The organism is Stackebrandtia sp., from assembly GCF_035643755.1.
In the GTDB taxonomy this organism is placed as follows: Bacteria; Actinomycetota; Actinomycetes; order Mycobacteriales; family Micromonosporaceae; genus Stackebrandtia.
In genome coordinates, this window is record NZ_DASQPW010000053.1 from 13,951 (window position 1) to 28,575 (window position 14,625).

General features: G+C 69.5%; 13 protein-coding genes, 1 pseudogene and 1 riboswitch. Of the genes and pseudogenes, 11 read left to right on the forward strand and 3 right to left on the reverse strand.

The genetic code is table 11. The annotated features are described in order from the left end of the window. Nucleotides 1-191: 191 nt before the first annotated feature. Nucleotides 192-590 (forward strand): SAV_6107 family HEPN domain-containing protein, encoded by a 399-nt coding sequence (locus VE172_RS03935; protein WP_349258245.1) that lies wholly within the window; start codon nt 192-194, stop codon nt 588-590. 236 nt (nt 591-826) lie between these two features. Further along, nucleotides 827-1,207 carry a hypothetical protein gene (locus tag VE172_RS03940; RefSeq protein ID WP_324797467.1) on the forward strand — a complete coding sequence of 127 codons (381 nt, stop codon included), beginning with the start codon at nt 827-829 and terminating at the stop codon, nt 1,205-1,207. Between the two features lie 8 nt (nt 1,208-1,215). On the opposite strand, the gene VE172_RS03945 is transcribed toward VE172_RS03940, so the two are convergent. Both VE172_RS03945 and VE172_RS03950 read right to left on the reverse strand, forming a co-directional pair. Then, nucleotides 1,216-2,406: a tRNA dihydrouridine synthase gene (locus VE172_RS03945; protein ID WP_414715061.1), complete on the reverse strand. Its 1,191-nt coding sequence runs from the start codon at nt 2,404-2,406 to the stop codon at nt 1,216-1,218. Between the two features lie 84 nt (nt 2,407-2,490). Continuing rightward, a complete protein-coding gene (locus tag VE172_RS03950) occupies nt 2,491-2,814 on the reverse strand; it encodes a DMT family transporter (RefSeq protein ID WP_324797472.1) in 324 nt (107 codons plus the stop codon). Between the two features lie 166 nt (nt 2,815-2,980). Between VE172_RS03950 and VE172_RS03955 the strand changes: the two genes are divergently transcribed. The 5 genes and pseudogenes from VE172_RS03955 to VE172_RS03975 all read left to right on the forward strand — a co-directional run. After that, nucleotides 2,981-3,598 (forward strand): TetR/AcrR family transcriptional regulator, encoded by a 618-nt coding sequence (locus VE172_RS03955; protein WP_324797475.1) that lies wholly within the window; start codon nt 2,981-2,983, stop codon nt 3,596-3,598. 14 nt (nt 3,599-3,612) lie between these two features. Continuing rightward, entirely contained in the window at nt 3,613-4,623 is a 1,011-nt protein-coding gene (locus VE172_RS03960) for a hypothetical protein (RefSeq protein WP_324797478.1), read from the forward strand. Nucleotides 4,624-4,632: 9 nt separating this feature from the next. Next, the gene (gene uppS, locus VE172_RS03965) at nt 4,633-5,403 is read left to right on the forward strand and encodes a polyprenyl diphosphate synthase (protein ID WP_324797481.1); all 771 of its coding nucleotides are present in this window, start codon (nt 4,633-4,635) and stop codon (nt 5,401-5,403) included. Beyond that, entirely contained in the window at nt 5,400-6,008 is a 609-nt protein-coding gene (locus tag VE172_RS03970) for a DUF402 domain-containing protein (RefSeq protein WP_324797484.1), read from the forward strand. The genes uppS and VE172_RS03970 overlap by 4 nt, the downstream gene beginning before the upstream one ends. A 135-nt stretch (nt 6,009-6,143) precedes the next feature. Further along, nucleotides 6,144-7,160, forward strand: a pseudogene (locus tag VE172_RS03975) (chitinase); the annotation flags it as partial. Here VE172_RS03975 and VE172_RS03980 read toward each other — a convergent pair. After that, nucleotides 7,157-8,680 carry a serine/threonine-protein kinase gene (locus VE172_RS03980; RefSeq protein WP_324797491.1) on the reverse strand — a complete coding sequence of 508 codons (1,524 nt, stop codon included), beginning with the start codon at nt 8,678-8,680 and terminating at the stop codon, nt 7,157-7,159. The pseudogene VE172_RS03975 and the gene VE172_RS03980 sit on opposite strands and share 4 nt — an antisense overlap. Nucleotides 8,681-8,826: 146 nt before the next feature. On the opposite strand from VE172_RS03980, the gene VE172_RS03985 reads away from it, so the two are divergent. From VE172_RS03985 to metE, 4 genes are all read left to right on the forward strand, one after another. Next, complete coding sequence (locus tag VE172_RS03985; RefSeq protein ID WP_324797494.1) at nt 8,827-9,321, forward strand: glutathione peroxidase; 495 nt, start codon at nt 8,827-8,829, stop codon at nt 9,319-9,321. Nucleotides 9,322-9,358: 37 nt separating this feature from the next. Next, nucleotides 9,359-10,639 carry a glycoside hydrolase family 36 protein gene (locus tag VE172_RS03990; RefSeq protein WP_324797496.1) on the forward strand — a complete coding sequence of 427 codons (1,281 nt, stop codon included), beginning with the start codon at nt 9,359-9,361 and terminating at the stop codon, nt 10,637-10,639. Between the two features lie 36 nt (nt 10,640-10,675). Then, nucleotides 10,676-12,028 carry an outer membrane protein assembly factor BamB family protein gene (locus VE172_RS03995; RefSeq protein WP_324797501.1) on the forward strand — a complete coding sequence of 451 codons (1,353 nt, stop codon included), beginning with the start codon at nt 10,676-10,678 and terminating at the stop codon, nt 12,026-12,028. 14 nt (nt 12,029-12,042) lie between these two features. Then, nucleotides 12,043-12,228, forward strand: a riboswitch (cobalamin riboswitch). A gap of 57 nt (nt 12,229-12,285) precedes the next feature. After that, nucleotides 12,286-14,589 (forward strand): 5-methyltetrahydropteroyltriglutamate--homocysteine S-methyltransferase, encoded by a 2,304-nt coding sequence (gene metE, locus VE172_RS04000; RefSeq protein WP_324797504.1) that lies wholly within the window; start codon nt 12,286-12,288, stop codon nt 14,587-14,589. The last annotated feature ends 36 nt before the right edge of the window (nt 14,590-14,625 follow it).

A 14,625-nucleotide genomic window follows, 5' to 3' on the forward strand; every position in this document is an offset into this window, starting at 1 on the left:
GAACAAAGGTTCGTAAGAGCAAGTGTTCGAATACCTGGAACGAGTTCCCGCCCGTCCTCCCACCGACCCCGGATGGGCGGGGCTCCGACCGGTCAACAACCACATCGCCACTTAAGGGGAAGATAATGCTGGCGACCTTGACCACGGAGACGGCGGTGCCGCAGCCGCGTCGCGCGCCGTCGGGCGACGCGATGCCCGGCATCGCGGCGCAACACATGCCGAACCGTTCGCCGCTGGAGCTGTTGATCCTGGCCAGACAGGGGTTGGCCGAGGCGGCGGACGAACCACACGACGGTCCCCGCTACGCCACCGCGCACCTGGCCGCCCTGCGTGCCGCCGCGGCGGTGCTGGCGATCCGGGCGCGTCCGGTGGTGCGGCAGCGCGCTCAGGTGGCCAACGTGTGGACGTTGCTGGTCCAGGTGGCGCCCGAACTGCGCGAGTGGGCGGAGTTCTTCGCCGCTACCGCTCGCAAGCGCACGATGGCGCAGGCGGGCGTCGCGCAGGTGGTCTCCGCCCGCGAGGCCGACGACCTCCTGCGCGACGCCGACCACTTTGTACATGTAGTGACCGAGCTTCTCGGCCTTCGCTGAGAATCCCGCCGACCCGAGCGAACGTCGCTGGCACTCCACTTTTGATCGGGCGCTCGGGTCGGCGCACCAGGGTTTGTCCCGTGGGCCTTGTAGGCCCGCAATGGCCCGCGGGGCAAACCCAATGCGGGGCAGGGCCGTATTTCCTGCCATAAAAATCACGGCCCTGCCCCGAATTCACGCCCGCTGGGGATTTATCTATCTACAAAGGCCAATTTGAAGGCAGGTACTCGATCGTCGTGCGCCGCTCAGACGAATCCGAACCGTCCACCACGGACCTCACCGTCGCCGTCGACTGCGACCCCCCGCTGCGGCGCGCCGACGTCGCCGCATTCACCGCCCGCGCCCTGGCCATGCAGGTCAGGCTGCTGCTGGCCGCCCACGGCATGGCGTGCCGGGGCATGACCGTCACCGCCACCGCGTGCGACGGCCGCGAACTCGCCCAGACCTGGAGCACCGACGCCCCGCTGTCGGCCGAGACCCTTGCCGAGTGGCTGAGCAGCCAGCTGGAGGAGTGGCTCGCCGAGCCGGGGCTGGGCATCTGCGCGCTCCGCCTGTCGCCCCAGGGCTTCCCGATGCACGGGTGGTCCGTCCCTTTAAGAGCCGCGGCCCGCCTCTGACGGGCGCGTCAGCCGCCCGAGCCCTCGATCTCCGCGTCGAGGGGGACGGTGGTGTCGTCGGGGTCGTCCAGCCAGCCCTCGGGCAGCGCCACCGTGCCGGGGGAGTTGACCCGCCCGCGCGGCTGGCCGAGGGCCACGGCGGGGAACGGCAGGCTCGAGTCCAGCTCGCCGAGCAGATCGTCCAGCTCGGACAGTGACGAGGACATCGCCAGGTCGCGCCGCAGCTTGCCGCCCACGGGGAAGCCCTTGAGATACCAGGCGACGTGCTTGCGGAAGTCGGTGACGCCGTGTTCCTCGGCGGTGATCTTGCGGCGCTTCTCGGGCCTGAAGCCGCCGTCGTCGTTCTCGGTGGCGTCGGCGTACCAGTCGACCAGCAACGCGGCGTGGCGGCGCATGATCGCGGCGACCTCGCCGAGGTTGGGCATCACCCGCTCGGCGCGTCCCTCGCTGTGCTTGCCAGTTCCGGTCGCGAGCTCCCGGAACGCCGCCGCCAGGTCGGCGAAAAGCCACGGCCGCCCCAGGCAGCCGCGCCCCACCACCACACCGTCGCAACCCGTGTGGGACATCATGCGCAGCGCGTCGTCGGCCTCCCAGATGTCGCCGTTGCCCAGCACGGGGATGTCAAGGGCCGCCTTGAGTTCCCCGATGGCGTCCCACGACGCCGTGCCCGAGTAGCGCTGGGCGGCGGTGCGGGCGTGCAGCGCCACCCAGGCGGCGCCGTGGTCCTGGGCGGCGCGTCCCGCGTCCACAAAGGTCCGATGGTCGGCGTCGATGCCGATGCGCATCTTCACGGTGACGGGGATGCCCGCGGGCCGCGCGGCCTCCACCGCCGCCGCCACGATCTGGCCGAACAGCCTGCGCTTCCACGGCAGCGCCGCCCCGCCGCCCTTGCGGGTGACGCGCGGCACGGGGCAGCCGAAGTTCATGTCCACGTGGTCGGCGAGGTCCTCGTCGACGATCATCTCCACGGCCTTGCGGACGTTGACGGGATCCACTCCGTACAGCTGGAGGCTGCGGGGCGACTCGTCGGCGTCGAAGCTGGCCATGCGGTGGGTCTTGGGGTTGCGCTCGATGAGCGCGCGGGTCATCACCATCTCGCACGTGAAGATGCCATGGGGTTCGGCCCGCCCGCTTCGCCGAACTCCCGCGCCCTGCTCGCGGCACAGCCGCCGAAACGCGCGATTGGTGATGCCCGCCATGGGCGCCAGCACCACGGGCGGGTCGACGGGGAATCTCCCCAGCTTGAGCGTTTCGGTCACGTCATCGAGGATGACACAGGCCGCCTAGTGCGCCGCGCCCATCTCCAGGGCGGCGACGCCCGCCGCCACCAGGACCAGGCCGCCGACCTGCGTCCAGGTGAGGCCCTCCTTGAACACGACGGCGCCGATCAGGGCGACCAGGGCCACGCCGACGGCGGCCCACACGCCGTAGGCGATGCCCAGGGGGATGCCGCGCTTCAGCGCCATGGACAGCAGGACGAACGCCGCGGCGTAGCCGATGACCACCAAAATGGACGGAATGACCCGGGAGAATCCGTCCGAGATCTTGAGCGAGACGGTGCCGAGCACCTCGGCGACGATGGCTCCCGCGAGCATGACCCACGACATCGGCGGCTCCGTTCCCAGGTGTGAGGTGGATTTTCCGGCCCGCCGAGACTACGCCCGTCCATGACTCGGCGGACGCCTCGGCCGCTGTGACGTACACAATGGATGCGACGTATCCAGACTCGATCTGATTTCGGACTCGGTACAGTTTTCTGCTAACCTGGTCGCCATGCCTCCCCCCGAAGGTCTGCGTGAACGCAAGCGCCAACGCACCCGTGCCGCGATCACCCGCGCCGCGCTGCGGCTGTTCGCCGAGCGCGGGTACGACGCCGTCACCATGACCGAGATCGCCGCCGCCGCCGAGATCTCCCGCGCCACCCTGTTCACCTACTTTCCGTCCAAGCGATCCCTGATCGTCGACACCGAGACCGACGACGACCCCGCCCGCATCGTCGCCGAACGCGCGGGCGGCCGGACGCCGATCGACGCGCTGCGCCGCTTCTACCTCGACCTCGCCGCGGCCCCGATCGACGCCGACGCGGGCGAGCTGATGGCCCGCGTCGCCGTGATCGCCGAGGCTCCTGGCCTGGCCGCCGGCCTCCACCATCACGCCGAGGAACAACGCCGCGCGCTGGCCGCCACCCTCGCCGACGGCGCCGAGCCCGACCTGCTCGCCGACCTGCTGGCCGCCGAGATCTGCGCCGCCATCGCCACGGTGAAGGCGCGCTTCTTCCGCGCCCTCGCCGACGGCACGCCCATGGCCGACGCGCACGACCGCCTGGCCGCCGAGATCGCGCTGGCCTTCGACCTGATCGAGGACGGCAGCCGCCGTCACACCACGACATGAGGAGCGCCAAACCCATGCGAGACAAGGGAATCACCTACGACACCGGTTTCCGGCCCGGCGGAGTCTCGTCGCGTCCCCGCTTCGACGCCGACACGGCCGCCCGCGAGCTGCGCGTCATCGCCGAGGATCTGCACTGCGACGCCGTGCGCATCACGGGCGACGACCCGCATCGCCTGGCGATCGCCGCGCGCCTCGCCGCCGACGTCGGCCTGCGGGTGTGGTTCTCGCCGTTTCCCACCGAGCTCACCGCCGAGGAGATGCTCCCGTTCCTGGCCACCTGCGCCCGCTCCGCCGAGGAGCTGCGCCGCGACGGCGCCGACGTCGTGTTCGTCGCGGGCTGCGAGGTCAGCATGTTCGCCGCGGGTTTCCTGCCGGGCGACACCGTCCACGAACGCATCGCCAACCTGGCCACCGCCGACCTCGCGGCGCTGGCCGACGTTCCCGCCCGCGTCAACGACTTCCTGACCCGCGCCGCCGCCGATACCCGCGCCGTCTTCGGCGGCCCGATCAGCTACGCGGCGGGCCCCTGGGAGGACCTCGACTGGTCGCCCTTCGACATCGTCACGGTCGACGCCTACCGCGACGTCCGCAATGCCGCGAACTTCCGCGAGCTGCTGGCGGGGGTGTTCCGGCATGGCAAGCCCGTCGCGATCGGCGAGACGGGTTGCGCCACCTACCGGGGGGCCGCCGACCGCGGCGGCATGGGCTGGGCCATCCTCGACCGCACCGTCTCGCCGCCCATGCTCGACGGCGACTACGTCCGCGACGAGGACGAGCAGGTCCGCTACCTCCGCGACCTGCTGCCCATCGCCGAGGCCGCGGGCGTGGAGTCCTTCTTCTGGTTCACCTTCGCCAACTACCACATGCCGCACCGCCCCACCCCGCCGCGCGCCGACCTGGACCTGGGGTCCTTCGGCGTGGTGAGGGTGCTCGACGGCGCCCGCGGCACCGCCTACCCCGACATGACCTGGGAACCCAAGAAGTCCTTCCACGCGCTGGCCGAGGCGTACGCCGCGAGGGCCTAGGCTGGCTCGATGGACACCCGCCAATGGTTGTATCGGATGTACGCGCGGCGCCTCCGCCGCAGCCTCGAACCCGGCCGGCTGCCGAACCACGTCGCCCTGGTGATGGACGGCAATCGCCGCTGGGCCAGGCAGGTCGGCCTCGACAACCCGAACCTGGGCCACCGCCACGGCGCCGAACACGTCGACACCGTGCTGGGTTGGTGTGCGGGCCTTGGCATCCGCCACGTCACCGTCTACGTGGCGTCGTCGGACAACCTCCGCAAGCGCGACGGCGACGAGATCAACCACCTGATGTCCATGATCGAAACCGTTGTCTCGCAACGCCTCCTGGCCCCGTCCAATCCGTGGCGGCTCCACATCGCGGGCAGGCTCGAGGACCTGCCCGACTCCACCGCCCACGCGCTGAAGGACGCCGAGGCGGCCACCCGGGGCCGCGACGCCTTCCACATCACCATCGCGATCGGCTACGACGGCCACCAGGAGATCGTGGACGCGGTGCGCGATCTGCTGGTCGACGAGGCGGAGCGGGGCACCTCCGTCGACGACCTGGCCGAGCGCCTCACCAGCGACGACATCGCCGCCCACCTGTACACCGGTGACCTCCCCGACCCCGATCTGGTGATCCGCACCAGCGGCGAGCGGCGGCTGTCGAGCTTTCTGCTGTGGCAGACCACCAGGTCCGAGCTGTACTTCTGCGACGTCTTCTGGCCGGGATTCCGCTATATCGATTTCCTGCGAGCCTTGCGCGAGTATGGAAAACGCGTGAGCCAGACCCGATGACGACCCGCCCGGCCCGCAAGCTGCGTCCCGACGGCACCGTGTCGATGACCTGGCGCGAGGAGGTGCTCGGCGTCGACGACTGCGGCGAGTGGGCGGTGATTCGCGCCGGCTCGCCCGTACACACATCGCGGGGCGCCGCAATCGAATACGCCACCGACCAGATGTACTGCTATCCGCGCGGGTCGTGGTGGGTGGCGCACTTCTGGGGCCCGGACCTGTCGGTCGTGGTGCGCGAGCCCGACGGTTCGACGTGGACGACCGCGACGGATGTCGCGACGTACGTTGACATCTCGTGTCCCGCCGAGCGCGACGCCGACGGAGTATCCTTTGTGGATCTGTACCTGGACGTGGTGTGGGCCAACGAGAACGCCGAGGTGTTGGACGGCGACGAATGGCGCGAGGTGATCGCCGACGGCGGGCTGTCGGCCGAGTGGATCGAGCGCGGAGAGGCGGCGTGTGCCGAGGTGGTCGCCGCGATGACGGCCCGCCGCGCGCCGTTCGACGGATCGGCGTTGGGGCGCTTCCGGGGTCGGCAAGGAAACTTAATCTTTAATTGTCAATATTCCTTGACATTAATATGTGGTGGCTGGTTGGGTGTGAGGTGACGCCCCTCACCACAACTGGAGCCCCACATGCGTCGAAGCAGACTCTTCACCGCCGCGGCCGGTCTGGCCCTGATCGCCTCGGCCGCCGTGGCCTGGGCGATCCCGTCCAGCGCCCACGCCGACGCCCGCGCCGATCTCCCGAGACACGCCCTGGTGGGTTACCTCCACGCCAGCTTCGCCAACGGCTCGGGCTACATGCGAATGTCCGATGTGCCCGATGACTGGGACGTCATCGACCTGGCCTTCGGCGAGCCCACCTCCGCCACCTCCGGGGAGATCCAGTTCAACCGTTGCCCGCAAAGCGAATGCCCCGACGTCGAAAGCGACGACGAGTTCGCCGCCGCGATCAAGGCCAAGCAGCAGGCGGGAAAGAAGGTGCTGCTGTCGATCGGGGGCGCCAACGGCCAGGTTCAGCTCACCACAACCGCCGCGCGCGACGCCTTTGTGGACTCGGTGAGCGGCATCATCGACAAGTACGGGCTCGACGGTCTCGACGTCGACTTCGAGGGCCACTCGCTGTATCTGGACTCCGGCGACACCGACCTCCAGCACCCCACCACGCCGGTGATCGTCAACCTGATCGACGCGTTGAAGACCCTGAAATCCAGGTACGGCGACTCCTTCGTGCTGTCCATGGCGCCCGAGACCTTCTTCGTCCAGGTGGGATACCAGTACTACGGCGGGGGCGGCGGCGCCGACAACCGCACCGGCGCATTCCTTCCCGTGATCGACGCGCTGCGCGACGCCCTGACCGTCCTTCATGTACAGGACTACAACTCGGGCCCCGTCATGGGACTGGACGGCCAATACCACAACATGGGCAACGCCGACTTCCACATCGCCATGACCGACATGCTGAAGGCGGGCTTCCCCGTGGCCGACACCGGGCACACCTTCGCCGGGCTGCGCGACGACCAGATCGCCGTGGGCCTGCCCGCCGCCACCAGCGCCGGCAACGGCTACACCTCACCCGACGACGTCCACACCGCGCTCAACTGCCTGGTCAAGGAGCAGGACTGCGGCGGCTACACGCTGCGCGGCGGCGCCTCACCGGCCCTGCGGGGCCTCATGACCTGGTCGATCAACTGGGACCACTACTACAACTGGGAGTTCGCCAACAGCCACCGCCCCTACCTGGACGGACTCGGCTAAGGGCTGGCGCTGGCGTGGTGGCCGTCGCAGTCCTCGGGCTTGTTGGCCTTTTGGACGGTGATCGTCACCGTCGACCCCTTCTTCGCCATCTCGTCGGCGTCCGGGTTCTGGTCGGTCACCTTGCACTCGGTGTGGCCGCGACCGTCGTACGAGACGGACACGTCGAAACCCTTGTCGCGCAGCGTGCTCTCCGCCGTTTCGCGGGTCAGCCCGAGCACGCTCGGCACCTTCACCTCGGTCGGGGGCGAGGAGTGCGAGGACGAGTGGGAGCTGGAGTGGTGCGAGGGATTGTGCGAGCCGCTCGATGAGGAGTCGGAGTCCGATTTGGACTTCCCGTCGGACGACGAGTCGCCCGAGTGCGAACCGTCCGCCGAGCCGGGACCGTCGGGGTCCGAGCCGTCGTTCGACTCCTCGTCCATCTTGTTGGCCGCGTTGCCCGCGATCGCGTCGCCGCCCTCGGGCGGGGTGATCACGCCGGGCAACACGAAGATCGCCGCCGCCACGATCGCCGCGGCCAGCGCCGCGGCGCCCAACAGCCACAGGCGCTTTCGCTTGCGGGGTACGGGCTCGGGCTCGCGCGGCACCAGCCGCCCCTCCACCACGGTGGACGGGCCGGTGCGGCCGCGCGGCGTCGGGCGGGCCTTCTGCCACACCACCGAGCGCACCGCGCCGGACACCGGGAGCAGGGCGCGCGGGTTCTCGATGTCATACAGGGCCTTGGAAACCACCTCGGCCAGCGCCGCGGCGCCGCGGAAACGCTGCGCGGGTTGCTTGGCCAGACAACGCTTCACCGCCTTGGCCACCGTGTCGTCCACGGTCTCCGGAAGCGGCGGAGGGGCGTCGCGCAGGTGCCCCTCGCGGACGTCGCTGGGCTCGGCGGAGGCGAAGAGCGCCACACCGGCCAGCGCCTCGAAACCGATGGCGCCCACCGTGTAGATGTCGCTGGAGGCGGTCACCTCGTCCCCGGCGAGCTGCTCGGGCGACACCCCGGCCGAGGCACCGCGCGGAATCAGCGCCAGCGGGTCGCTGCCGCCGATGTCGGTGCCGAAGTCGGTGATGTGGGCGCGCCCGTCGGAGTCGACGAGCACGTTGCGGGTGTGGAGGCGCCCGTGCACCAGCCCCGCCGAATGGGCCGCGTCCAGCCCGGCGGCGAGGTCGCGCAGCAGGCGGGCGCCGTCGGCGCTGTCCATCCGCCAGCGCTCCTCCAGCACGTCCGCCAGCGGTCGCGCCTCGACGTACTCGGTGACGACATAGCGATGCACCCGTCCGTCGTCGAGTTGATCCTCATTGTATTCAATGACGCCCACAATGGATTCATGCTCGACCGCCGCCGCGGCCAGGGACTGGCGTTTGAAGTGTCGGCGGAATTCCTCGTCCGCGCCGAGATGTTCATGGACGATTTTGACGACGACCACTTTCTCACTCGTGGTGTCGTAGGCCTTCCACGTCTGTCCTACATTTCCTGTACCCAAAGACGCGTCAAGGCGATACCGATCCCCAAGAAGAGTGCCGGGCCTCATGGGACTCCTGTCGCGCAACGATAAGTGAAATTAATGGAGATGAATTCAACACCCTAGTGGGATGCCTCACGCATATCAATACTTCTACACATACCAGCTTGGTGAATTCCCCGAGGCCCCGCGTCAAGGGAGATAGGTTGGGGCCCATGAGCATTTTCGACGTGCCGCTGCGTACGCTTTCGGGCGCGGACGGTTCTTTGGGGGAGTTGACCGGAAAGACCCTGTTGGTGGTCAACGTGGCCTCGCGTTGCGGATTGACTCCGCAATACGAGGGACTGGAGAAACTCCACGAGCGCTATGCCGAGCGCGGATTCTCGGTGGTGGGCTTCCCGTGCAATCAATTCGGCGGCCAGGAACCGGGCACCAACGCCGAAATCGCCGATTTCTGCTCGGCCACCTACGGCGTGACCTTCCCGATGTTCGACAAGGTGGACGTCAACGGCCCCGACCGCCACCAGGTCTACGCCGAACTGGTCACCACCGCCGACGCCGACGGGGAGGCCGGCGACATCCAGTGGAACTTCGAGAAGTTTCTGGTGTCGGCCGACGGCAAGACGGTCGTGCGCTTCCGTCCCCAGACCACGCCGGAGGACCCCGCGCTGATCTCGGCCATCGAGGCGGATCTATCCGCACCCGGCTAGACCGTGGACCCGTTGGCGGGTATGGGAAACTGCCTCGATGATTTTTGACGAGGTGGCTCGGTTGTCTGTGGACACCGGCCAGGCGCGGGTGTACGAACACGGATGGCAAAGCTGGAGCCCGACGACCACCTATGCGCTGGACACGCCGTCCCACCGTCCCCTCAGCGACTTCAGCGGCGTGCAGCACTACCGGCCCGGCAGCGCCAAACCGCGCGGCCGTTACCTCGGCGAGGGACTGCTGCTGGTGGACGACGGGCGCGGAAAGGTCACCTGCTTCGCCGCCGCCACACCGGAAGAGGTGCCGTCCATCATGGCCTGGGCCGAGGGCGACCGGGTGCTGGTGGCTTCCACGGGGCCGGTGGACACCACAACGGCCCCCGATATGGACACCGCCCTGGCCGACTTCGGACGGCGCTTCGCCAAGGTCTCCGGCGTGCGCGCGATCCGCCCCGCCCCAACGGTGTGGTGCTCCTGGTACCACTACTTCACCGCGGTCACCGAGGCCGACATCGACGAGAACCTCGACGCCATCGGCGAGTCCGAGCTTCCCGTCGACGTCATCCAGATCGACGACGGCTGGCAGCGCCACGTCGGCGACTGGCTGCACCTGTCCGACCGCTTCACCTCGCTGCGCCGCATCGTCTCCCGCATCAACGCCTCCGGCCGCCGCGCCGGCATCTGGATCGCGCCGTTCCTGGCGCTGCCCGACAGCGACCTGGCCCGCGAACACCCCGAGTGGCTGCTGCCCGGCCGCGCCGGCCACAACTGGGACGCCGACACCCGCGCGGTGGACCCGATCGCCGCCCGACCCTATCTGCGCCAGGTGTTCGCGATGCTGCGCGAGGCCGGGTTCGACTACTTCAAGCTGGACTTCCTGTACGCCGGCGCGATGCGCAGCATCGCCGACTACCGCCGGGGCCTGGGCTACATCCGCGACGTCGTGGGCACCGACTCCTACATCCTGGGCTGCGGCGCCCCGATCCTGCCCAGTGTCGGCCTGTGCGACGCGATGCGCGTCAGCCCCGACATCGCGGCCCACTACGCGCCGCCCGGCGGCGACGCCTGCGAACCCTCCCAGTTCGGCGCCACCCTGAACACGGTGTCCCGCGCCTGGCAGCACGGCCGCTTCTGGGTCAACGACCCCGACTGCATCGTGGCCCGCCCCGCGATCGAGCGCCGCGAGGACTGGGCATCCACGGTGGAACGTTACGGCGGGCTGCGCGCCTCGTCCGACCGCATCAAGGATCTGGACGAGTGGGGAATGGACACCACGCGGCGACTGCTGTCGACGGTGCCCGAGCCCGTGCCGTTTTCGTGATTGGACGGTGGCGTCACCTCTGGGCACACTGGTGGGATGCGAAAACGCGAAATCGCGGGGATGGTTTGTCTGTTCGTCGCGATGGCAAGCGGGGTTTCGGCCTGTACGCCGGGTTTCGGGCCGGGGGAGTCCGCGTCTTCCGACGCCCCGATCGCCTGGAAGCTGTCGCAGGACGTGTCGCGATACGACGACTCGGCGAGTGTCGGGAACTGGTTCGTATACGAACACGCCGACACGGTGCGCGTCATCAACGCCGAGACGGGCAAGCAGGCATGGCAACGCTCCACAGGGGACGGCCGTTACTGGGTGGGCGACAAGGCCATCGTGACGTTCCCCGAATACGGCAACGGGGAACTCGCGGCCTACGACATTCGCGACGGAAAACGCCTGTGGAAGCGGCTTCCCCACCTGACGGACGAGCAAAAGGACGACGTGGTCGGCACCTTCACCTCCGACACGCTCGTGATGGCCTACGACAAGGGAAGCCACAGCCGCGACGAGCAATACGAGCTGATCGGCACCGCGCTCGACACCGGCAAGCGGAAGTGGCATCGCACCATCAGCGGGGATGACCTTGATCTCGATCTGGCGACGCCCGCCTCGGTCCGCGACAACGACCAGCCGTTCAAGGACGACCACAAGACGTTTTCGACCATGACCGACACCGACGTGGTGTACGTCAACGAGAACGTCGACGCCGATGTGCCCAAGGAGACGCTCGCGATCGACATCTCCACGGGAAAGACCCGCTGGAAGCTGCGCGACCCCCTCGGCCGGATGTCCCACGCGACGCTTCGGACCATCGATCATGGGCGGATACTGTCGATGGCCGAGGACGACCACCATCACTGCTCGGACCTGAAGATCGACATCGCCGACCCGTCGGACGACACGGTCGTGTCGGAAACCGTGAACCTGGGCTATCAGGTCAAGGACGGCGCCGCCGTCAAGTGCGACGGGGGAAACGCGTTCCCGCTGTACCAGAACTCGCTGCTCGGCCAGGCCAGGACGGGACGCCCCCAAGTCGTCGACCTGCGCGACGGCAAGCCCCGATGGACCGCGACGCGGCCCGGCCAGCCGGTGGGCATTCACGGCCGCATCGTGCTCAGCGGCATAGATCACAAGGACTTCAGCACCACCCTCACGGCAACCGACATCGAAGAGGGCAAGACACTGTGGAAAATTGACGATGTCGGCCCACTCATCGGCAACGACGCTGTCGCTGGGGACACCTACCTCAGCTCCGGTCGCGGCGTGACCGCGTACGACCTGGATAGCGGAAAACGTCGCTGGCGCCTGGCGGGCGAGCTCGTCGATATCACCGACGACTACTACATCTGTGAGTCCGGCGCGACCGGACAGTTGGTCGCCGTCAAACGCTCCCGCTAGGGTGGAGCCGCAGCTGGTTCGCCCGCGTCGGCAGACGCGGGCGACGCAAGAGGGAACCCGGTGGGAATCCGGGACTGCCCCGCAGCGGTGAGCGGGAACGACCGCCATCTACACGCACTGGGCGCCAGCCTGGGAAGCGATGGCCAATAGGAGACGCGTCCACTGAGGACGCGAACGCCCGTGAGTCCGAATACCTGCCGCTGCCCGCGCGCGAGCGTGCGCGGAGTCTTCGTCACAGACTCGCGAAGGAGAGTTTCGTGTCAACAACATCGATCGCCACCGTGCACGGATACCCCCGGCAGGGGCCGAAACGGGAACTGAAGAGCGCCGTGGAGGGCTACTGGGCCTCGCGGGTGAGCGCCGAGGAGCTGCGGGACGTCGCCGCGGGGCTGCGGCGCGACAACTGGGACGCCCTGGCGCGGGCGGGAATCGGCGAGGTCCCCGTGGGGGACTTCTCGCTGTACGACCACGTGCTGGACGCCTCCGTCATGGTCGGGGCGATACCGCCGCGCCACCGCGAGGCGATGGACGCCGACGCCCTGGACGGGTACTTCGCGATGGCCCGAGGCACCCGCGACGTCGCTCCACTGGAGATGACCAAGTGGTTCGACACCAACTACCACTACCTGGTGCCCGAGCTCGGCCCCGACACCCGCTTCGGGGCCGACCCCGCCAAGATCCTCGGCGAGGTCGACGAGGCGCTGAAGCTGGGGCACCGGCCGCGCGCGGTCCTGCTGGGGCCCGCCAGCTACCTGCTGCTGGCCAAGCCCGAACCCTCAGCGGCCGCCGACTTCGCGCCCCTGGACCTCATCGACCGCCTGGTCCCGGTCTACGCCGAGGTGTTGGCGCGCCTGCGAGACGCGGGCGTCGGCTGGGTGCAGCTCGACGAGCCGTGCCTCGTGCTCGACCAGCCCGCGCGCGTGCTCGACGCGGTGGCGCGGGTGTACCGCGCGCTGGGCGAGCGCGTCAATCGCCCGAAGCTGTTGGTGGCCAGCTATTTCGACCGGCTCGGCGAGGCCCTCGCCGTGCTGCGGGACGCTCCGATCGAGGGCCTCGGCCTGGACTTCACCGGTCCCGCGCGCGACAACCTCGCCGACCTGGCGGCGCTGGGCGGCCTGGCCAGCAAGCGGTTGATCGCCGGGGTCGTCAACGGGCGCAACGTGTGGATCAACGACCTCTCCGAGTCGCTGTCGACGGTGGCGACGCTGCTGGGGCTGGCGCACCGGGTGGACGTGGCGCCGTCGTGTTCGCTGCTGCACGTGCCGCTGGACCTGGCGGCCGAGCGCGACATGGACCCGCAGGTGCGGCGGTGGCTGGCGTTCGCGCGCCAGAAGGTCGACGAGACCGTGACCGTCCACCGTGGCCTGACCGCGGGAACGGCGGCCGTGGCGGGGGAGCTCGCGGTGAACCGCGCGGCCCTGGACGCGCGGGCGGCCTCGGCCGTCACCCGGGACGCGACGGTGCGGTCGCGGTGCGGGGCCGTGGAGCCGCGCGACGCGCGGCGATCGGAGCCGTACGCCGAAAGGGTTGTGCGGCAACGCGAACGCCTCGAACTCCCGCCGCTGCCGACGACCACCATCGGCTCGTTCCCGCAGACCGGGGAGCTGCGCGCCGCGCGCGCCGACCTGCGGGCGGGACGACTGGACCATGCGTCCTATGAGGACCGCATCGCCGCGGAGATCCGCGAGGTGGTGGCGTTTCAGGAGAAGGCCGGGCTGGACGTGCTCGTGCACGGCGAGGCCGAACGCAACGACATGGTGCAGTACTTCGCCGAGCGGCTCAACGGATTCCTCGCCACCCGCCACGGCTGGGTCCAGTCCTACGGCACCCGCTACGCCCGACCGCCGATCCTGGCCGGCGACGTCAGCCGACCCGCCCCGATGACGGTGCGGTGGACCGACTTCGCGCGAACCCACACCGACCGTCCGCTGAAGGCGATGCTCACGGGCCCCGTGACCATGCTGGCGTGGTCGTTCGTGCGCGACGACCAGCCGCGCGCCGACACCGCCCGCCAGGTGGCCCTGGCGCTGCGCGACGAGGTCGCGGAGCTGGAGGCGTCGGGCTGCGGGGTGATCCAGGTCGACGAGCCCGCGCTGCGCGAGACCCTGCCGCTGCGCGCCGCGCGGCGTGCGTCCTACCTGGAATGGGCGACCGAGGCGTTTCGGCTCGCGACGGCGGGCGTCGACGCGGCCACCCAGATCCACACCCACATGTGTTACGCGGAGTTCGGCGAGATCCTCGGCGCCATCGAGGAACTGGACGCCGACGTCATCAGCCTGGAGGCGGCCCGCTCGGGCATGACGGTGGCGCGGGAGCTGGCGGCGGCCGCCTACCCCCGCGAGGTCGGCCCCGGCGTGTACGACATCCACTCCCCGCGCGTGCCGTCGGTGGACGAGATCGCCGAGGCGCTGCGGGCGGCGCTGTCGGCGGGGATCCCCGCCGAGCGGTTGTGGGTCAACCCCGACTGCGGGCTGAAGACCCGCGGCTGGCCGGAGGTGCGCGAGGCCCTGGGCAACCTCACCGCGGCGGCGGTGCGGGTGCGCGCCGAGCTGGCGCGGTAGCAAAGCCGCGCCGGGTGCCCCAACCCATTGAAGGCA

What these genes read in the sequence shown, in the direction of transcription:
- VE172_RS03950 (WP_324797472.1), bottom strand. Translation starts at nt 2,814, where the DNA reads ATGTCGTGGGTCATGCTCGCGGGAGCCATCGTCGCCGAGGTGCTCGGC.
- VE172_RS03955 (WP_324797475.1), top strand. Translation starts at nt 2,981, where the DNA reads ATGCCTCCCCCCGAAGGTCTGCGTGAACGCAAGCGCCAACGCACCCGT.
- VE172_RS03960 (WP_324797478.1), top strand. Translation starts at nt 3,613, where the DNA reads ATGCGAGACAAGGGAATCACCTACGACACCGGTTTCCGGCCCGGCGGA.
- VE172_RS03980 (WP_324797491.1), bottom strand. Translation starts at nt 8,680, where the DNA reads ATGAGGCCCGGCACTCTTCTTGGGGATCGGTATCGCCTTGACGCGTCT.
- VE172_RS03970 (WP_324797484.1), top strand. Translation starts at nt 5,400, where the DNA reads ATGACGACCCGCCCGGCCCGCAAGCTGCGTCCCGACGGCACCGTGTCG.
- uppS (WP_324797481.1), top strand. Translation starts at nt 4,633, where the DNA reads ATGGACACCCGCCAATGGTTGTATCGGATGTACGCGCGGCGCCTCCGC.
- VE172_RS03995 (WP_324797501.1), top strand. Translation starts at nt 10,676, where the DNA reads ATGCGAAAACGCGAAATCGCGGGGATGGTTTGTCTGTTCGTCGCGATG.
- VE172_RS03935 (WP_349258245.1), top strand. Translation starts at nt 192, where the DNA reads ATGCCCGGCATCGCGGCGCAACACATGCCGAACCGTTCGCCGCTGGAG.
- VE172_RS03985 (WP_324797494.1), top strand. Translation starts at nt 8,827, where the DNA reads ATGAGCATTTTCGACGTGCCGCTGCGTACGCTTTCGGGCGCGGACGGT.
- VE172_RS03990 (WP_324797496.1), top strand. Translation starts at nt 9,359, where the DNA reads ATGATTTTTGACGAGGTGGCTCGGTTGTCTGTGGACACCGGCCAGGCG.
- VE172_RS03945 (WP_414715061.1), bottom strand. Translation starts at nt 2,406, where the DNA reads ATGGCGGGCATCACCAATCGCGCGTTTCGGCGGCTGTGCCGCGAGCAG.